Source organism: Evansella tamaricis (genome assembly GCF_019042215.1).
In the GTDB taxonomy this organism is placed as follows: Bacteria; Bacillota; Bacilli; order Bacillales; family Salisediminibacteriaceae; genus Evansella; species Evansella tamaricis.
Genome location: NZ_JAHQCS010000059.1, coordinates 1 through 19,367, shown reverse-complemented (window position 1 = coordinate 19,367; position 19,367 = coordinate 1). Strand labels below are relative to the sequence as shown.

17 protein-coding genes are annotated in these 19,367 nt (G+C 37.3%); 13 read left to right on the top strand and 4 right to left on the bottom strand.

The genetic code is table 11. The features are described from left to right. Positions 1–382 precede the first annotated feature (382 nt). The 11 genes from map to KS419_RS05335 all read left to right on the top strand — a co-directional run bounded on the left by map (position 383) and on the right by KS419_RS05335 (position 13,072). Positions 383–1,132 (top strand): type I methionyl aminopeptidase, encoded by a 750-nt coding sequence (gene map / locus KS419_RS05385; RefSeq protein ID WP_217065049.1) that lies wholly within the window; start codon positions 383–385, stop codon positions 1,130–1,132. 408 nt (positions 1,133–1,540) lie between these two features. Next, entirely contained in the window at positions 1,541–3,154 is a 1,614-nt protein-coding gene (locus tag KS419_RS05380) for a diguanylate cyclase (RefSeq protein WP_217065048.1), read from the top strand. Next, a complete protein-coding gene (locus KS419_RS05375) occupies positions 3,142–4,194 on the top strand; it encodes a HEAT repeat domain-containing protein (RefSeq protein WP_217065047.1) in 1,053 nt (350 codons plus the stop codon). Before KS419_RS05380 ends, KS419_RS05375 begins: the two co-directional genes overlap by 13 nt. A gap of 1 nt (position 4,195) precedes the next feature. Then, positions 4,196–5,605, top strand: a complete 1,410-nt coding sequence (locus tag KS419_RS05370) for a glycosyltransferase family 2 protein (RefSeq protein ID WP_217065046.1) — start codon at positions 4,196–4,198, stop codon at positions 5,603–5,605. A gap of 56 nt (positions 5,606–5,661) precedes the next feature. Then, the gene (locus KS419_RS05365; RefSeq protein WP_217065045.1) at positions 5,662–6,027 is read left to right on the top strand and encodes a response regulator transcription factor; all 366 of its coding nucleotides are present in this window, start codon (positions 5,662–5,664) and stop codon (positions 6,025–6,027) included. Beyond that, entirely contained in the window at positions 6,020–8,365 is a 2,346-nt protein-coding gene (locus KS419_RS05360) for an ATP-binding protein (RefSeq protein ID WP_217065044.1), read from the top strand. Before KS419_RS05365 ends, KS419_RS05360 begins: the two co-directional genes overlap by 8 nt. A gap of 29 nt (positions 8,366–8,394) precedes the next feature. After that, positions 8,395–9,243 carry a GNAT family N-acetyltransferase gene (locus tag KS419_RS05355; RefSeq protein WP_217065043.1) on the top strand — a complete coding sequence of 283 codons (849 nt, stop codon included), beginning with the start codon at positions 8,395–8,397 and terminating at the stop codon, positions 9,241–9,243. 31 nt (positions 9,244–9,274) lie between these two features. Continuing rightward, entirely contained in the window at positions 9,275–9,961 is a 687-nt protein-coding gene (locus tag KS419_RS05350) for an aspartate/glutamate racemase family protein (protein ID WP_217065042.1), read from the top strand. A gap of 156 nt (positions 9,962–10,117) precedes the next feature. After that, the gene (locus tag KS419_RS05345) at positions 10,118–11,590 is read left to right on the top strand and encodes a methyl-accepting chemotaxis protein (RefSeq protein ID WP_217065041.1); all 1,473 of its coding nucleotides are present in this window, start codon (positions 10,118–10,120) and stop codon (positions 11,588–11,590) included. 110 nt (positions 11,591–11,700) lie between these two features. Beyond that, positions 11,701–12,162 (top strand): GNAT family N-acetyltransferase, encoded by a 462-nt coding sequence (locus KS419_RS05340; RefSeq protein ID WP_217065040.1) that lies wholly within the window; start codon positions 11,701–11,703, stop codon positions 12,160–12,162. Positions 12,163–12,262: 100 nt separating this feature from the next. Then, positions 12,263–13,072, top strand: a complete 810-nt coding sequence (locus tag KS419_RS05335; protein ID WP_217065039.1) for a hypothetical protein — start codon at positions 12,263–12,265, stop codon at positions 13,070–13,072. Between the two features lie 273 nt (positions 13,073–13,345). Here the strand turns inward: KS419_RS05335 and splB are convergent, their stop codons facing one another. The 4 genes from splB to KS419_RS05315 all read right to left on the bottom strand — a co-directional run bounded on the left by splB (position 13,346) and on the right by KS419_RS05315 (position 16,770). Continuing rightward, positions 13,346–14,389, bottom strand: a complete 1,044-nt coding sequence (splB, locus tag KS419_RS05330) for a spore photoproduct lyase (RefSeq protein WP_217065050.1) — start codon at positions 14,387–14,389, stop codon at positions 13,346–13,348. A gap of 72 nt (positions 14,390–14,461) precedes the next feature. Beyond that, positions 14,462–14,713: a transcriptional regulator SplA domain-containing protein gene (locus tag KS419_RS05325; protein WP_217065038.1), complete on the bottom strand. Its 252-nt coding sequence runs from the start codon at positions 14,711–14,713 to the stop codon at positions 14,462–14,464. 81 nt (positions 14,714–14,794) lie between these two features. After that, the gene (locus tag KS419_RS05320; RefSeq protein WP_217065037.1) at positions 14,795–15,112 is read right to left on the bottom strand and encodes a phasin family protein; all 318 of its coding nucleotides are present in this window, start codon (positions 15,110–15,112) and stop codon (positions 14,795–14,797) included. Continuing rightward, positions 15,112–16,770: an ABC1 kinase family protein gene (locus KS419_RS05315; RefSeq protein WP_217065036.1), complete on the bottom strand. Its 1,659-nt coding sequence runs from the start codon at positions 16,768–16,770 to the stop codon at positions 15,112–15,114. The genes KS419_RS05320 and KS419_RS05315 overlap by 1 nt, the downstream gene beginning before the upstream one ends. 240 nt (positions 16,771–17,010) lie before the next feature. On the opposite strand from KS419_RS05315, the gene KS419_RS05310 reads away from it, so the two are divergent. Further along, positions 17,011–18,114 carry a carbohydrate kinase gene (locus KS419_RS05310; protein ID WP_217065035.1) on the top strand — a complete coding sequence of 368 codons (1,104 nt, stop codon included), beginning with the start codon at positions 17,011–17,013 and terminating at the stop codon, positions 18,112–18,114. A gap of 26 nt (positions 18,115–18,140) precedes the next feature. Next, positions 18,141–19,076 (top strand): pseudouridine-5'-phosphate glycosidase, encoded by a 936-nt coding sequence (locus KS419_RS05305; protein WP_217065034.1) that lies wholly within the window; start codon positions 18,141–18,143, stop codon positions 19,074–19,076. The last annotated feature ends 291 nt before the right edge of the window (positions 19,077–19,367 follow it).

The following is a 19,367-nucleotide window of genomic DNA, read 5'->3' as shown; positions in this document are numbered from 1 at the left end:
GCGGAAAGCGAAGTATATTTCCGTAGCTAATGATTGCAGCAATTATCAGTTCGTTCGGATTTTCATTGATTAAAACACTCTTGTCCCAGCCTCTTCTTTTATTTTGAAAGGTTAGAAAGCAAAAGTTTTTAAATGATAAGAATTAATACGCTTTAGCACCTTCGGCATGCCACAGGACGTGGCGCTCTGCCCGATGAACGGATCCACTTCTTGAAATACGAGTAGAGGAAGGCACATTGGTGCTTGCGCTTTTCGTATAGGGAATTATAAGCTCTCCATAGAGACCAGTAATTCTCCCCTATGACAAAGGGGCTATAACAAAATAAATTGCTTATCATATGTTAAAATAAATAAAAAGCAATCGGGAAAAGGGGTTAAATTAGTGATTCAACTTAAATCGGAAAGGGAAATAGAGTTAATGAAGGGCGCGGGAAAACTTGTTGCTGAGATCCATCAGGAGATAGGGAAACTAATTCAACCAGGAATCAGTACGCTCGAGATCGATACCTTTGTTGAAGATTACATGAAAAAAAACGGGGCATTACCTGCTCAAAAAGGCTACAAAGGATATGAGTATGCCACTTGTGCCTCTATCAATGATGAAATTTGTCATGGGTTTCCCAGGAAAACACCTTTAAAAAATGGTGATGTCGTTACGATTGATTTTGTAACGAACTTAAATGGAGGACTAGCCGATTCTGCCTGGACATACACGGTTGGGGACGTATCAGAAGAAATACTACAAGTATGTAAGGCTACTAAGGATGCCCTGTATGTGGGAATTAAAGAGGCTCTCGTTGGGAATCGTGTAGGTGATGTGGGTGCAGCCATTCAGGAATTTATTGAACCGTTAAATTACGGTATCGTAAGGGATTTTGCAGGACATGGAATAGGCCCAACTATACACGAAGAACCAAATATACCTCACTTCGGAAAAAGGGGACGTGGCCAAAGGTTTAAAGAGGGAATGGTCATTACAATTGAGCCAATGATCAATACAGGGTTTTGGGCTTCGCAAATGGACAGTAATGGATGGACAGCAAGGACGGTAGATGGAAGTATTTCTGTTCAATACGAACACACTATTGTGATCGCTAAAGAAGGACCATTAATATTGACCGAACAGAATTAAAAGAAAAGTAGTGAGTGACGTCCTAAAGAAAGTGGACGTTACTTTTTTAAAAGATAAGAATTTATAAGTTTTTTTGCACCTTCGGGCAAGTTGTCTAGCTCCAGCGCCTACTCGCTGCGGGGCACTTCGGAAGTGACAACTGAAGTCAAAGAGCGGACTTCAGGTTGTCATTCCTCCACTGCCCTACGCTCGTGTTCATAGGCGCTTGCGCTTTTCTTAGAAGACACCAAGAAAAATGTCGGATATTGCTGATTATCACAGAGTTTCCATGTATAATAATGTCAAAAGTGTTCACAAAATGTTAGGGGACCAGGTCCCCTAACATTTTGTGAACACTTTAGGGAAAACTATTAATTCATTATAATGAACGGGACTTGATTATTCTACCGATAAGGGAGGTTATTTCCTTTGAAAGAGACTTCAAAATATGAAAAACGATTTTTTGAACGAGTGGTTAGACAACTTGGGAATTTGAACGCAAAGGATTTTATTGAAGAGAGGGAAATGTATTTATTCTTACATAATATTAAGGGAACTGCAGGGTCCATCGGTTTAGAGAAGTTATCAGAAGAAGTGGAAGAGAAATTACTTTCCTTGTCTCCCGAATCTACAAGGAGTAAGCCGTTAAGTGAATGGATAGAGAATTTATCTCTCTTAGCTTCTCTAATACCTGTAAAAGAGATTGATGATCCTCAGGACGATATAATGCCACAAATAAACAATGAAAATGCAATGATCCTCATCGTTGATGAAAATATCGATGCTCTTGAAGGATTAAAGACTAAACTGGATAGAAGTGGTTTCCTTGTAGTGGGGGCAGTATCAGAAGAAAAAATTAGGGAATGGATATTCACAGAGAATATTGATTTAATTATAACCAGGAAGAAGCAAATAGATTTAGGGGCAGCCGTTTATTTGAAAAAATTACTGTATTTAAGTAAACCATACTTCACACCTGTTGTTTTAATTACTCATGAGACGGATAGTGATAAAATTATTCGAACCTATCAAATGGGTGTTTCGGATGTGATAACAATGGATACTAAATTTGAAGTGCTTCAAGCACTACTTAAAAACAGAATTGAATTGAGAAAAAACTTCACAAAGTCCCTTATGATTGATGAGGTAACTGGTGCATTTAACAAAAAATATTTAGATCATGAGTTTCAAAAGATTTTCAATGACTATACAAGGGAGAAAAAGGCATTTTCAGTTGTGATGATCGACTTAGATCATTTTAAAAAAGTGAACGATCATTATGGGCATATGACAGGTGACAGGGTATTAAAACAGTTTGTCACTTTTATTAATGAGAATAAACGAAAAATGGATACTTTGATTCGAGTTGGTGGCGAAGAATTTTGTATGTTATTACCGCAAACAAATACTAATCAGGCAAATTTGTTTATTAACAGACTAAGGGAAGGTTTTTCAAAAATTCCTTTTGAAATGAAAGATAATCATTTTTTTGTTACTTTCTCTGCGGGGATAACGGAAGTATCTAACGAAACACAGCCATTGAAGGTATTAATGGAAGAAGCGGATTTAGCCTTATACAAATCAAAAAACAATGGCAGGAATCAAGTCAGTATATACAATCAGCAACAGGGACCAATTAAGAAAACACTTAACATCATCATTGTTGATGATGATCCTATTATAAGAGACATTCTAAGAAGTCATTTTTCAAATGAACATTTTAATGATTGGGAGATAATAGTGCATACGTACAAGGATGGTAGCGAATTGTTGGAGGCAAATTGGTATCATTCCCATCAAAAATACTTATTCCTTCTCGATGGTGTGATGCCTAAATTAGATGGGATGGAATTATTAAAAATCCTTCGCGCTAATTATCCTGACAGAGAAATGCTCGTTATCATGTTAACCGCTAGAAAAAGTGAACAGGAAATCGTACGCTCCCTTGAGATTGGGGCAGATGATTATATGATTAAACCGTTTAAAATTAATGAGTTATCTTCGAGAATAAAGCGGCTGATGAGAAGGGTATGGATAAGATAATGATATTAAAGTTGGTAAGTATAATGATTTTTATTCTCCTTTTAACCCAATTCTCTCTGATGATTTATATGGTTATTTCTAAACATCAATTAAATAAAAGAGAGGAGAGAAAGGAAAAACTGAAAGCGAAAATTGTTCCCTTTTTAGACCAATATATTCGCAATAATGAACCAATCCAGACAAGACTATTAAATGATAATGTGGCAAAAAAAGAAATTATCGAAGAATCACTAAATCAATATTTGCGGATTTTTAATATGGATGACACCATCGATCGAATTTACGCCTTGGCAGAAGAAGTCCTAAGGGATCGATATGCCACTCTTTTAAAAAGCAGAAAATGGTCTGACCGAATGAATGCTTTGTATTTTATTGAAGATTTCAAGATAACTTCGTTGAAGGATGAAGTTTTTGCCGGAATTCCGAAGAACGCTCCTGTTAGTCTTGATGAAGAGTTGAAACAGCGACTAAGAACGTTAGCCAGTATACAAGATAAGAGAGTTCTTGGATTAATCCGTAGATTGAATAAAGCATCTGTCATCTTCCTTAAAGAAATTCTTCGAAGACTGGATCAAGCTTATATTGAAGAATTAATTAGTTCAGGTTCGGATCTCCCAGTCCCGTTGCATTTAGCCCTGCTGAGTGTGATAAGCGAAAAAAAGGGAATGGAGAATATTCCATTTGTGGAAAATTCCCTAGAACATGACGAGGAAGAAGTAAGAATACAATCCTTAAAAGCGCTCCTTAGTATTGGGTATTTTCCAAATCCAGATCGCTTATCTCATTTTTTACATTCTGACATTTGGGCGGAACGAATGACTGCTGCGAAAATTGCAGGAAGATTTAAATTAAGTCGGTTCAAAAAGGACCTAGTTGTATTAGTGGAATCAGATAAAGAGTGGTGGGTCCAATTCGCAGCATCAGAAGCATTAAGCAAGTTTACTGACGGGGATGTAATTTTAAGCTATTTATATGAAAATAGTGAACGTCAAAACGTAAAAGAAATAACTAATCATTGGATTTCTTTAGGGGGAAGCTAAAATGGAGACCCTTAGTTTGATTCTTAATTGGGTTGCCATCACGATCGTAGCCTATTTTTTTGTCATTATTACTATTTATTCTATGTTTTTCTTACTCGCATTAAAAAAAATTTGGAAGGAAAAAGATATTGATCCTCACGAGCCGATTGAAGATACGATTGAAAGTGTGGATACATATCCCTTATCCATTATTGTGCCTGCTTATAATGAGGAAATTGGGATTGTTCCAACGGTACGCTCCTTACTGAGTATTTACTACCCTGAATATGAGATTATCGTCGTTGATGATGGTTCAAAAGACGAAACAAGCAAGAGAATGATCGACCATTTTGATATGGTTGAAAGCAGTAGGGCAATACGTAATCACGTAGTTACGAAAGAAATTGTCGGCATCTGTCAATCCACTACCGTACCACATGTTTTTTTGGTAAAAAAAGAGAATGGAGGTAAGGCAGATGCCCTTAATTGTGGCATTAACGTTTCCAAATATCCTTATTTCTGTGCGATGGATGCCGATTCCATTATAGAGAGATATGCATTATTAAAAACAATGAAACCGATTATGGATTCTGATGGAAATGTCATCGTTACGGGAGGTACAATTCGCGTTGCGAACGGCTGTAAAATCCATCGGGGAAGTATTGAACAAGTTAGCCCACCGAAGAACCCATTTGCTATCATGCAAGTAATTGATTATCTGCGGGCGTTCTTAATTGGAAGAATTAGTATGACGCGGTTTAATTGGCTCCTTATTATTTCAGGGGCATTTGGGATTTTTCAAAAGGAATGGGTCATAAAAGCAGGTGGATATAGAACGACAACCGTTGGGGAAGACATGGAATTAGTTGTCCGTCTCCATCGGTTATTAAAAGAATCCAAATCGAAAGAACGGATAGAATATATTGCTGACCCAGTTTGTTGGACAGAAGTCCCCACAACTGCCAGAGTATTACGAAAACAGAGGAAACGTTGGCATCAAGGACTAACAGAGACAATTTTTTACCATCGAAAGATGCTATTTAGACCTAAATATAAAGGGGTTGGAATGGTATCACTTCCCTATTATGTACTAATTGAATGGTTAGGTCCGGTGATTGAATTGCTGGGATATGTTTTACTAGTAGCAGGCCTTCTTTTTGGGGTTATCCATCTAGAAGTGGCCCTTCTCATGTTTGCAGTAGCCTTTTTTTACGGAACTTTATTTTCGATCTCTGCAGTATTGTTAGAGGAATGGGGGTACAAACGTTACCCTAAACCATGGCATTTGATCAAATTATTCCTTTGGTCATTCACGGAGACCTTCTGGTACAGACCATTAACGGTATTATGGAGAGTGGAAGGAATTATAAGTGCCATTCGCAGAAAACATGATTGGGGAGATATGAAAAGAAAAGGTGTGTCATCTGGCTAAAAGAAACAGAATTTGAGATCCTCCAAAACTAAAAGTGGAAGAAAGGGGGAACGTATATGAAAAAAATATTAATTGTAGACGATGAAGAAGTGTTAAGAATGCTAATTGCTGATACATTAGAGGACCTTGGTTTTTCCATTGAGGAAGCGGAGGATGGAGAAGAAGCGTGGGAGGTTATCCAAAAGAACTCGTATGACTTAATCATATTAGACTATATGATGCCGGGAATGACTGGAGTTGAGGTATTAAAAAAATTGAAAGAATCCACAGTCAAGAAGGATATACCGGTTCTAATGTTAACAGCAAGAAGTCAACAAAAGGATAAAGAAGAGCTATTGGCGGTGGGGGCCGATTATTTTATGGAAAAACCATTTCGCCCAATGAAGTTACAAGAATTGGTGGAGGAAATTTTTCATGTTTAGAAAGAGACAAAAACCATTTTTTGGATTGAGAAAACGGTATTTCCTACCAATTGTTTGCATATCTTTTCTCTTTATCGTAATTGGATCAGCAATTACCTATAATCATGCTCAGACACAAAATGAGTTAATGGAAAAAAGAAATGAAATAGAGATGAAGGAAGAAGTTCTGCAGCAAATTGAATATCATTTAAACAAAGTTATTATGAGAGCACGGGGATTTTATGCCTTTCAGAATGAATCAGAGCTAACACAACTATATATTGAGTTGGAATCTCTGAATCATAGTATAAAAGCTTTAAAGGAATTGCCTTATGACTCCGATATTACCGAATTAGAAACGGAACTAAATGCCTTTTATTTAAGTTACACAGAAGAAATATTGCCAGTAGCGATCGCCTATGTAAAGGCAAACGATTATGAATCATTAAGGCAGTTTGGAAATAACGGTCCAATGCAGGAAGTTAATGATTTTATTAATTATATGGAGTTATACTTACAAGCGGCAGTGGAATCACGAAAAGATATCCATGATCTATTGTTACTACAAGTTCAACGACAAAGAAGGATTCTCCTTGCTCTAACAGCTTTTGTTTTACTTGTCTTTGTATTAACCACATCAAGAATATTACGATACATTAGCTCACCACTTGAAGAATTGACCGAAGCGTCAGATGCCCTTGCTAGAGGAGAAGATATTCATTTAAATGCGGCCTATCGAAAGGACGAGATGGGGATGCTTGCCAAATCGTTCATAACAATGGCAAAAACGGTGAATCAAAAAAATCAAGAACTTTTAGTAAGGCATGAAAAGGCGGAAACGGAGCGTCAATTAAATCAGGATATTATCGATCATGTAAATGAAGGAATTCAATTCGTTAATAGCGAAGGTATGCTTATCCATTTTAATGAAAAATTTTGTGATTTAGTACAATGTAAAAAATTGGAAAACCTTGAAGATCGAAGTTTTTCTCAATGGGTTCACTTTTTTATTGAAAATGCCGTAATTAAGGATCCACAAACGGCAAAAGAAGTTCACTCCTTTTTTCAAGAGGCAATTGAAAGGAACCATCCTGGGATTCGACAGTACCGTTATAAAACAGTAAGAAATTTGGTTGTAGATGTTTATGCATCCCCGGTCTTTCGTGGAGAAGAACAGGTGGGGACCATTTTTGTCCATCGGGACATTACGAAGCAGTATGAAATCGATGAGATGAAAACAGAATTGGTAAGTACGGTCAGTCATGAGTTAAGAACCCCACTTTCCAGTGTTTTAGGATTTGCGGAGTTGCTTTTAGAAAAGGAATTATCGCCAGAAAGGCAAAAAAAATATATTCAAACCATTTATAAGGAAGCAAACCGGCTCACCAATTTAATTAATGCCTTTTTAGACCTTCAAAAAATGGAAAGTGGTACTCTTAAATATCAAAAGGAAGCCGTTTATTTAGTTGATATTTTAAAAGATGTGATAGACGTCTTTAAACTTAGTCATCCTGATCATGAGTTTATTCTTTTGAAAGAAGATTTGGGCAAAGTCTATGGTGATAAGGAAAAGTTAACTCAATTGTACATGAACTTTGTCAGTAATGCTGTGAAGTTTTCTCCAAATGGAGGGAGGATTCAGCTTTCGGTTACAAAAGAAGAAAATCAGCTTATTACAAAGATAATGGATGAAGGTATAGGGATACCGGAAAAGGATATTCCAAAATTATTTAATAAATTTTATCGGGTGGATAATAGTGCTACCCGGAAGATCGGTGGAACTGGGCTAGGGTTGGCCATAGCAAAGGAAATCATTATGGCGCATGAAGGTATGCTTGTGGTGGAATCAAAGATAGGAGAAGGTAGTACATTTCTTATTAGATTCCCGGTTTGGGAAGAAGAACTTGTTCAAGACAATAAGGTTAAAAATATTAGTGTGACCGACAAAGATTTGGTGATGGTGGTGGAAGATGACAGCAGTTTAGCCATGCTGTTAACAGAAGAGTTAAATAATCATGGTTTTGAAGTAATTCATTTCTATGATCCAGAGGAAGCACTTATGACAATGGGAGAGGTACTGCCAGATGGCATCGTTCTTGATTTAATGTTTCAAGGGGAGACGGATGGATGGGAGTTTCTCAGAAAGTTAAAACAAAACAAAAAATGGAAAAACATCCCTGTATTTATTTCTTCCGCATTAGACGAAGTAATAGACAAATCAAAATTATATGGTATTGAAGATTATTTCACAAAACCTTATCCCGCAGGAAGGTTGTCTGAGGTCATTAGAGAGCGGTTAAGGAATCAATCGAAGAAGGGGCAGATTGCTCTTCCAAAAAAGGAAGACAGGATGGATTAGACAGTAAAGGGAATAAAGGAGAGGGGACTATGGAGTTTCAGGCATATACATCACCTACTGCTATGCTTAATAAAGTTGAGGAGTATTTGATGCAACAAGAAGCAATCAATAATTTGCCGCTCGGTCTACTTTATCGGTTAACGGAGGATGAAAAGCAAAGGAAACAGATAGAACCTTTATTAGCTGTCGGGGAGAAAGATGGATTGATCTGTTTTGTGATGGTCCAGACTTCTCCTTCTCATTATCTCATTGTATGTGGGCAAGAGGGTGTTTCTGCAAATGCAGCAAGTTGGATCGTAGAAAACAATTATGTTTTTCCCGGAGTGGTTGGATGTTCCTCTGTCGTAAATTCATTTGTGAAAGAATTAGGGGATATGCTGAGATGTAAGGTGGAGTTATCTATGAAACAAAGAATCTACTTGCTGGACCAACTGATTCCTGTTCCACGGAGTAATGGCAGATTATGTTATGCAACGGAAGATGACATTGCACTCGTTACTTTGTGGATTCAGTATTTTCATAGGGAAGCACTTCATCCAATTGACAGAGCCCAAGCAGAGGAATTTGCAAAGAGAGAAGTAAAATCCAATCGTATTTTTCTGTGGAGAAATGTGAGAGGAACCCCTGTTTCCATGGCAAAGAGGGCCCGAGAGACGAAACATGGTATAGTGATAAACCTTGTATACACACCAGATGAATATAAAAATCAGGGATATGCAACTACGTGTGTATCCTCTCTTAGTGAGAGGCTTCTTCAAGAAGGTTTTTCATTTTGTACCCTTTATACGGATTTAGCGAACCCTACCTCAAACAGCATTTACATGAAAATTGGTTATAAACCCATCGCTGATTCGGTTGAATATCGTTTAATCTGGTAACGGAATTACGAAAGAAAGAGGGGGATTTTTCTTGAGGAAGATTGGTCTTATAGGTGGTATGAGTTGGGAATCAAGCATTACTTATTATCGCCGCATCAATGAGGAAATTCGTGATACATTGGGGGGGCTTCATTCCGCGGATTGTTTATTGCACAGTGTAGACTTTGCACCTGTGGAGACATGGCAAAGGAAAGGGGAATGGAATAAAGCAGGACAGTATTTAGGGAAAATAGCACAAAATCTAGAAAGTGCAGGCGCAGAAGGAATTATCCTTTGTACAAATACAATGCATAAAGTAGCCGATTATATTACATCTGCCATACACATTCCCTTTTTGCATATAGGAGAAGTAACTGGAAATGTCTTACGTCTTAACGGTCACCGGCATGTTTTACTTTTAGGAACCAAATATACCATGTCCGAACCGTTTATGATAAATAAATTAGAGCAATACGGACTTTATGTAACGGTACCTGAGGAACAAGATATGGAGGAAGTAAACCGGATCATCTTCGAAGAGCTTTGCCTTGGTATATCTAATAGTGGTTCGAAAAAGTATCTTCAGAAACTAATAAATAAATATAAAGAGATTGATAGTGTTGTCCTAGGATGTACTGAACTTAATCTATTACTTGATACTCAAGACACTTCCATTCATGTGTATGATTCAGCAGAACTCCATATTTTATCAACTGTCGAATTCATTCTTAAAAGATGAGTCCCATCATGAAAAACTGTCTAGCAAAACAATGGAAAGTCAAATAAAAAAAGGAAATAAAAAAGACCTACTATTTAATTACGACGAATCGTTGTAAAAAAATGTCGAAATCACTAGAATAAAAAGAAAGAACAGTTTACATTGGGGGGATCATCTATGGATCAAAAAGAGAGTGTATTGAAACAGCGGAATTGGCTATTAATTCGTTTATTTCTATTTGCCAGTATCCTCAGTACAGTTGTTGTATATTTAAGTGGATCACCAATTCTTTCTGTTGGTATCATCTTTATTAATGGTTTGGCCGCATCATTCATCAGCTTTATTCTCCATTTTAAGAATTGGAAGATTCATTTCATTCCTTATATTATCATCTTTAGTCTCGGATTAATATCGTTTGCCCTTATTACATTTAATCCTTCCGTTTCATCCTATTTAATTGTTTACTTCAGTTTAGTACTTGCAACATTATATTTTCACTTTAAATATATTATCGTTTCAGGGGTCATCGGTCTTCTAGTAACAAACTATTTTGTTTTCTTTTTCGGTGAAGAACATATTGTTAACTATAACAGTACGGTTCTAATAACCCTAAATCTATTATTTATATTGGTTACTTTTGTACTTATTGCTCAGAGCAGAATAGGTCAACAATTGCAGGTGAACTCCCTAGCCTTGATAGAGGAAGCAATGCAAACAAAAGAGGGACTGGAAAAAATGGTTGGACAGGTACGTCTGACAGTGGAAAGTCTTGACCAACTCAGTGAAGAATTACTGGATCATTCTAAAGCTACTAATCAATTCTCAACAGAACTGACGACTACGTTTAATGAAATTGCTGGTGGTGTTGAAAGTCAGGCAAACAGTGCAACGGAAATGAGCAGTTCTATCGTTTCCATAGATCAGGAGGTTAATGTTGTATCTGATGGATCAAAAGTAATGAATAGTAGTGCCATCGAGACGACAACACTGGTTCACAGTGGTACTGATAAAGTCGTCCAATTACAAGATCAGATGAAAGAAGTCAACGGAATCATTCGCCTAACGGCAGAAGAGATGAAGGAACTGACTGAAGCGACTTCCAATGTTGGAGATATTTTAAAGACAATTTCAAACATTGCTGATCAAACAAATCTACTTGCCTTGAATGCAGCGATTGAGGCTGCTCGTGCGGGAGAGAGTGGTCGAGGATTTGCAGTTGTTGCGCAGGAAGTTCGAAACTTAGCAGAACATTCTCTTCAATCTACAGATGAAATATCACAAATTTTACATACTATCCAAGCTAAGGCAAAATCTGCTGCGAACAGGGTGTCAGAAGGGGAATCCACATTCCAGTTAGGGGAAAAACTTGCGAATGAAACGGGAGATATCTTCCATGATATTGAAAACCATGTTAGTGCTGTTCGGAACAGGACGAAGGAAATGGAAGAGAAAGTAACGCTTCTGACAAAGTCATCCAGTAATATGGTGGATGAGATTAATTCTGTTTCAAGTGTCTCGGAAGAGTTAAGTGCCTCTGTAGAAGAAGTGTTAGCAAGTGTGGAAGAGCAGAATGCTAAAATCTCGTATATGGCTGAAAAAATAGCTGAAATAGACGAAATGTCTGACCGTATGAAACAATTGTTGAAATAAGTATTTACTACCTCTAAAAAACTGGCTTTCTTAAACAAATATTGTCAAATAAATTAAAGAAACTGGACTTAATTGTCTAGTTTCTTTTATATAAGAAAGGTGAACCGAAATTGAAATTATTGGAGATAACATGTAGCGAACAAAAACAAGTCATCTGTAACCGTCTGTTAAGATTGCTTCCCGAATGGTTTGGAATAGAATATGCCATCAGAAATTATGTGGACGAAGTGGAAAGTGTGGTAATGTATGCTGCTGAAAAAAATGATGAAATCATTGCTTTTGTTTCAGTTACCGAGCAGACTGCGGATGCTGATGAAATTCATTTAATTGCAGTACACCCGAATTATCATCGGCAAGGAATTGGAAAAATGTTAGTTACAGAAGTGGAACGAACAGCACTCATGCACGGGAAAAAGTATCTGACAGTTAAAACATTAAGTAGTTCTCATCCTGATCCACATTATCGAAAAACGAGGATATTTTATGAAAACATGGGATTTGTAGGGGTTCAATTATTAACAGATCTATGGGGAGAGAGTAATCCATGTTTAGTAATGGTTAAAAAACTATAGCACAAATGCAATCTAAGGTTTTTCTGCATCTTTGAAACTAAAGGACTGGAATTGGCGTTCTATGAAGTAAGAAGACAATCATAGGGGAGAGTGCTCTCAATTGAAAGCCATTCTAGTAGAAATCGGTTCCAGCAGAGGTACAGGAAAAGAAAGTTTTAAAGAAATGACGGAGCTTGCTGCCGTTCAACTTCATTTAGTTGATGGGATCATTGTTACAGGGGGAACATTCCATTCTTTTATTCGCCCTGTATTTCAACATTGGAAAAAGAAACGAGCTAACCATCCGAATTATCCTAATTGGTGGTTGGCACAACCATTCCCTAAAGTGATGGAAAAATTTAATCATTGGCATGCTCAGTTAGGGGAGATTCCCTGGATCGTCTGGAACCATGAGTCAATTAATATTTTTCAGGAAAATAGTAAAAGACATGAATTTCCGGTGGAATGGGGCTCTGAGATAATATTTTTAAAGCACGAATTGGAGAAAAGGTCGATTCCTTTTCCGACGAGACATACCTCTTCAGGAACAAAATCCTTTGGTAATAAGGAATCATATACGGCCATTGCAGCAGATCGGGCAAAAAGATTTAGTCAATTAGTATCAAGAAAACTGCTAATCCATGATTTGGATTTTATCCCTTTTTCCAATGTACTCCTCGAGCTGGATCATCTTAAGGAAGCCAAAAAAGTAAAACGGGAAAAGGTAATTATAAATCTGCAAAAGATCATAGAAAACGGAAAATTATCTCTCGAAGAGGTGGCTGAATGGAGTCGTTTGTCCACTGCTGAAGTAACAGAAATACTTCAATCCGATGCTCCTTTGACACCTTTTGAACGGGAAAGAATGAACAATGCCTGGATTACATGGAAAGAAGTGGAGTCCCTCCGAGATCAGTGGATTGATTCTTGAACTACCCACCACTCATCTCCCCCTTAACCTCATTCTCTATCGCACAGTTACGGTTTGAAGAGGGAGGCTTCTGTCGGGAATGATAAATTCATCACAGTTTTTTGTTTGAAAGATAAGAATTGGCGCTTGTGCTTTTCTTATATAAGTGGCTATTTGCTTGTTGGGGAAAAATGAAACATAGAGTTACTACATTGTCTATAGAGAAAACCGTACTTACTCAGCTGTTAGTAAGCACGGTTTTTTGGTTTTGAAAACTTACAATTCCTTGTTTTACTAAGTGAAATACTCAATTTTTGCTTCTGGGAAATACCGGTCAATATACTGATGCAACGTCTCTTTTAAGTCTTCCTGTTCATCGTTTTTATAAACGTATTTTCCTATTCCGTATTTTCCCCACTTATATTTTCGTTTATCCTCATCTAATTCCAATTTCGTCATGGGATAATTTTTTTGTATAACTTTTTTTGCTGGTTTAGTAAAACGGTGTTGAATCAATTCAAATGTTATATCATCTTTCACATCATCCGGGAGGGTCTCTTCTAATTTTTGGAACATCTGTTCATACCCTTCCTTCCAGTTTTCATGAAGATAAATTGGTGCTACGATAAATCCTAACGGATAACCAGCTCTTGCAACTTTTTCCGCTGCTCCGATGCGGTCAATTAAAGGTGATGTCCCATGTTCAAAGTTTCGGATTACATAATCTGCATTGATGCTAAACCGGAATCTTGTTTTCCCCTGATGATCCGCATCCAACAAGTGATCTACATGGTGGTATTTTGTCACAAAACGTAACTTACCATGTTCTGTTTGACCGAAAAATTCGATTGCACGTTTTAAAGAGTGAGTCAGATGATCAATACCAACAATATCTGATGTACAGGCTGCCTCAAACCTGGTTTCCTCCGGTGAGCGTTCATCCATATATTTTTGCGCCGCATCCAATATTTCTTCCACGTTAACGTAAGTTCTTATATACGGTTTACTTCCCATCGTTGTTTGCAAATAGCAATATTGACAGTGTCCCATACACCCTGTTGCCAGAGGAATAGCATATTCTGCTGATGGTTTTGAAGTATCAAATTTTAGCGTTTTTCTGACACCAACCACCACGGTAGCTTTAGCATTCCTATATTTTTGCAAGTCATTTTCTCCAGGTATATTACGTACTTGGTTATGGGAAGTGGTTTCACGTATTTCCAGTCCCATTTTTTCAAATTTCTTTTTCAGAGCCATTCCCCGTTCGTATTCTAGGGCACCTGGTTCAATATATACTAACTGTGGGACAAAAGGTTTAATCGTTCTTCTTTTTGTCATTGTAGTCATGATGCATTACACCTTCTGTTATTTAATTATTATGCTTTTCGATCTTGTTCATTGTAATCTGTTTTATGATAATGTGTCGTAATCTTCTTCATTAAAGTACATATTGTACATTTCCTTTGCTTCTTCGTAGCTTGTAGACATGGCATAGTCATCGGTTAAAGGAAAATACTCCTCAAACAGAAAAAGTACAGTCCTCCCAGGGCGATCTGGATGGTCAACAACAGATGCTTCCTGGATTTGAGCCACTGATTGTGTGTGGGGGTTTCGACAGATGACATAAACCGTGTCACCTGGTTGAAGCTTTGTTATATCCATAATATGTTACCCTCCCAAGTTACTGTGCTCTCTGTTAGAGTTCGTTAACACAAGATCAATATGCAAGGGGGAAGTTGGTTATTATTTTTTATCTTCCTCCATAAAAGCATCTAACCGTTCTTCTAACATATCTAAACGTGATTTTAGTTCTAGCCATTCCTCTTTTGTGACCATATCCAGATCAGTTAAAATATTGTGAATCCGTTCTTTTGACCTGCGATTCCATTTGTCCCCAGTTTCTTCCCCCTTCCTTAATAATGATTCGTATAAATCATCGGCCTCTTTGGGTGTTAATTTTCCTTTCGCAACCAACTCTTGGAAATAATTTTCTACTTTTTCCTTACTCATTACTGCTGCACCTAACCCTAACAAAAATCCTTTCTTCAATAAATCATTCATTATTTATTCCTCCTTTTATTTAATGAACGTTGTTTGATCCAACGGTGGTGTACAACGATTTGGATACTAATCATTAAAAATAACCCTCCAGTTGTTAATGTGAATAAGGAATACAAATGGTTTTTTTCAAACCAAAATGAAAGTGTAAGTAAAAGGAAAGAGACGATAAAACAGATAAAGGTGAAAATCATTGTTAATAAACGCAATTGATGTTGGTAAAGATTCCATTGTTTCTGTTCTTCCATCTTTGTATGAAGTTCAGGACTATCAAACCATCGATTTAACTGACTTGGAATGTTTGATAATGGTTTTAAATAGTCCTTTATCATCGTGATATGGATTTTTCCCCCTTGATCTTCCTCTTCTCTTAACCATTCTTCAACAACAGGGGATCCAAGTTCAACAAAATTAATATCACGATCTATGCTGATTAAAACTCCAAGTGCAATTGATGCTGCACGACCTAAAAATGCATAGTCTGCAGGAAGTTGAATAGGTTGATTTGTTACAAGTTCTTGTATATCCTGAAAAATATTTTCCATCGTTTCGTAATTAATTACTGTCGCCTTATCATTGACATACGCTTCAACCATATGTTTTAGAATGATCTTCAGTCTCGTTTTATCCATTTGAGGGAGAAGAAAACCAAGATGTTCTAGTTGCTCAATCACTAGATCATAGTCACCAAAAACAAAACCTTGTATCATCTTACGGAAATAATGAGAATCTTCTTTTCCTAAATTACCAACCATTCCAAAATCAATGACAGCAATTGTCCCATCTTTTTTCAGTAATATGTTCCCTGGATGGGGGTCAGCATGGAATGTACCATGTTTCAGTAATTGATTTACAAAGAAATGAAAGAGGCGTTCAGCAACTTCCTTTTTATTAATCGAGTGCTTTTTATAAAAGGAAAGGTCTGTAATTTTTGTACCTTCTACCCATTCCATCACAAGTACTTTAGAGGTGGAATACTCTTCATAATATATTGGAATATGCAAGGATGTGCAGTGACTGAATTTTTCTTTAAAATATAAACCATTGCGAAGTTCTTTTTCGTAATCCAACTCATTACTGATAATAGTTACCAGTTCCTTATACAATGCTTTTAAATCTGCATTTTTCCCCAAAGGCGTAAAATTCCTGGTAATCCATAAAACAATTTTCAATGCTTTAAAATCGGTACGAATAATTCGGGCAATCTGGTCTCTTTGAACTTTTATCGCAACTACCTGACCGTTATGGAGCGTCCCTTTATATACATCTCCAATTGATGCAGAGGCAATAGGTTCTTCACTTAAAAAACTAAGCTTCGACTCTATTGGTGATCTCCATTCTTTCTGTAAAATGGTTTTAGAGACTTTAGGCGGAAGCGGAGGAACTTTATCAATCAGATTATCTAATTCTTCAATAAATAATTTAGGTAATATATCTGCACGAGTACTTAGAAACTGGCCTACTTTAATCATTAATCCTTCTAATTTCAGTGATTTTTCCCTATACTCAGATGCCTGTTTCTTAAGCAACACTTCCCATTCATTATGGGTAAATTTGTCCCAGACAGTATGTCTTTTTTTAAATAGATAAATTTGCAATAAAAATTTTATGAACATAAATATAATGACAGAGATGCGATAAATAGGATTTTTCTTCATCATATTTTACAGATCACCTCCAAACAATAGCAGTAAATGATGACATCAAAGTAACTTAATTGCAGTGAAGAAAAGTATCCTTATAAAACCATAAGTTCCTATTCCCTAAATAGTCCGTTTATATGTCAATGTTTTTGTGACAACTGTTTGAAGTTTCGTTTATAGTATTAACAATTGACTGATTGATGGACAAGTGTTTAAATGTATTTGAATCAATGACATTAGGAAGGGGGAAAAATCAAAATGAAGGGGAAAGATCACCGAATTCTAGAAATGATTAAAGCTAACCCTTTTATTTCTCAACAGGAGTTGGCTGAACGTTTAGACCTCTCTCGATCTGCCGTTGCAGGTTATATTTCAGCACTAGTAAAACAAGGGAAAATTGTTGGAAGAGCATATGTTTTAAGGGAAGAAAAGGGAATTTTGTGTATCGGTGGTGGTAATGTCGATCGGAAAGCCAGGGTTAATGGAGAGTTTTTGTGGTACGATTCTAATCCTGTAAATGTTACCGAATCTGTAGGGGGAGTGGCACGTAATATTGCAGAGAATCTAGGGAGATTAGGGTTGAAAACGTCATTACTAACAGCAGTAGGTTTAGATAAGATGGGAGAACAGGTACTAGACAGTGTTACCCCTTATGTTGATATTTCTCCTTCTATTCAATTAAAAGGGACGACTGGAACCTATACTGCTGTACTGGGAGATACGGGTGAAATGTTATTTGCCCTTGCTAATATGGAGATATACGATAATTTAAGTTTGGATGATTTAACGGAAAAGTGGAATCACATCCGTTCGGCTGAAATCCTAGTAATGGACTTGAACTTTCCAAAAGAAGTGATTAGCAGCATTATTTTAAACCGGCAAAAAGATCATTTACTGACAGCGATTGTTCCTGTATCTGCTAAAAAGATGAATCGCATGCCAGATGACCTTACAGGTGTTGATTATATTATATGTAATCAAGAAGAATTAGCCTCCTTAATAAAGCAATTCCGTATTGATCCCAACTTGTCAACGGAAGAAGCGATGAAAGAAATAACTCTATTGGGAGTCAACAACATTATTATTACCCATGGGAGAAAAGGTGTCTCCTATTATTCCATCAATGGGGAGATTGGGACAACATCTTCGTTTTCATCTACCGTCAAGGATGTTACTGGTGCAGGAGATGCGTTCGTTGCGGGTCTTCTATATGGAGTATTTTCTGGAGAAAATATTGAAAAATCATGTCAATATGGTTTGGCCTGTGCTGCATTAACAGTTGAAACGGACAAGAGTGTGAACGAGACCTTATCCGAAGAGGCATTACATACAATACTATCATCTCATAACCACAGAAGATGAAAGAAACAACCTAGGAGGAATGACAAATGAGCTTAAAGAACTATATAACTTTTTCAAAGGAAGTATTAGAAGCCAAAAGAGTTGGAGCACCTATCGTTGCGTTAGAGTCAACTATTATATCCCACGGCATGCCATATCCGCAAAATGTTAAAATGGCTAAACAAGTTGAACAAATTATTCGGGAACAAGATGCTATTCCTGCGACGATTGCTTTAATGGATGGAAAAATCAAAGTGGGTCTAAGCGAAGAAGAACTGGAAAAACTTGCAATGGAAGATGGAGTGACAAAGGTGAGTCGACGTGATTTACCTGTTGTATTGGCAAGGGGAAATACTGGTGCTACAACAGTAGCGGCCACAATGATTTGTGCAAACCTCGCGGGAATTGAAGTATTTGTAACCGGTGGTATTGGTGGAGTTCATCGGGGGGCCGAAGAAACAATGGATATTTCTGCAGATTTACAGGAATTGGCTAAAACAAATGTTGCGGTTGTTTGCGCAGGGGCAAAGTCCATTTTAGATATTGGCTTGACACTTGAATACTTGGAAACGTATGGTGTACCGGTTATTGGTTATCAAACAGATGACTTCCCAGCATTTTACACACAAAAAAGCGGATTTGGTGTAGATGTGAATGTGGAGTCAGCTGAGGAAGCGGCAAGGATGTTAAGAACAAAATGGGACCTTGGATTACAAGGGGGAGTAGTAGTGGGTAATCCAGTACCGGAAACATTTGAGATGGAGCAGCATGTTGTTGATGGAATAATTGAAGATGCATTGTCAGAAGCCAGAGATCAAGGGATAACAGGAAAGGAAACAACACCATTTTTATTAAGCAGATTAAAGGATATTAGTAAGGGAGAAACATTAAAAACGAATATTGCATTAGTGGAAAACAATGCCCGTGTTGGAGGCCAATTAGCGGTGGCACTTAACAACGGACTAGGATCACTAGAGAGATAGTCATAAGTACAAAGGGACCGATGGGGTTGAGGTTATTATCCACAACTGTCGGTCCTTTTTTAAAGGCTCTGTTATCGTTCAATGTTGATTTTTGCGAAATTCACTCCCTTTCACCACGGGCACAAGTGCGACATCTGCTCATTCTTCGCAGTATCTTCTTAGCCGCGGGCGGTTCGGGAGCCTCCGCGGTGTTTCTCACCTTGCGGGGTCTCCCCTGAACTCGCTTTTCCCGCAGGAGTGTCGTAAATTTCGCTAAAAATCATCCTATTAAAAAATCAACATTAGCCTTTA

Excerpts from the sequence above, each read along its gene's own strand:
- KS419_RS05315 (WP_217065036.1), bottom strand. The coding sequence starts at position 16,770 with ATGATGAAGAAAAATCCTATTTATCGCATCTCTGTCATTATATTTATG.
- KS419_RS05365 (WP_217065045.1), top strand. The coding sequence starts at position 5,662 with ATGAAAAAAATATTAATTGTAGACGATGAAGAAGTGTTAAGAATGCTA.
- KS419_RS05325 (WP_217065038.1), bottom strand. The coding sequence starts at position 14,713 with ATGGATATAACAAAGCTTCAACCAGGTGACACGGTTTATGTCATCTGT.
- KS419_RS05375 (WP_217065047.1), top strand. The coding sequence starts at position 3,142 with ATGGATAAGATAATGATATTAAAGTTGGTAAGTATAATGATTTTTATT.
- KS419_RS05345 (WP_217065041.1), top strand. The coding sequence starts at position 10,118 with ATGGATCAAAAAGAGAGTGTATTGAAACAGCGGAATTGGCTATTAATT.
- KS419_RS05355 (WP_217065043.1), top strand. The coding sequence starts at position 8,395 with ATGGAGTTTCAGGCATATACATCACCTACTGCTATGCTTAATAAAGTT.
- splB (WP_217065050.1), bottom strand. The coding sequence starts at position 14,389 with ATGACAAAAAGAAGAACGATTAAACCTTTTGTCCCACAGTTAGTATAT.
- KS419_RS05320 (WP_217065037.1), bottom strand. The coding sequence starts at position 15,112 with ATGAATGATTTATTGAAGAAAGGATTTTTGTTAGGGTTAGGTGCAGCA.
- KS419_RS05305 (WP_217065034.1), top strand. The coding sequence starts at position 18,141 with ATGAGCTTAAAGAACTATATAACTTTTTCAAAGGAAGTATTAGAAGCC.
- KS419_RS05370 (WP_217065046.1), top strand. The coding sequence starts at position 4,196 with ATGGAGACCCTTAGTTTGATTCTTAATTGGGTTGCCATCACGATCGTA.
- KS419_RS05360 (WP_217065044.1), top strand. The coding sequence starts at position 6,020 with ATGTTTAGAAAGAGACAAAAACCATTTTTTGGATTGAGAAAACGGTAT.
- KS419_RS05310 (WP_217065035.1), top strand. The coding sequence starts at position 17,011 with ATGAAGGGGAAAGATCACCGAATTCTAGAAATGATTAAAGCTAACCCT.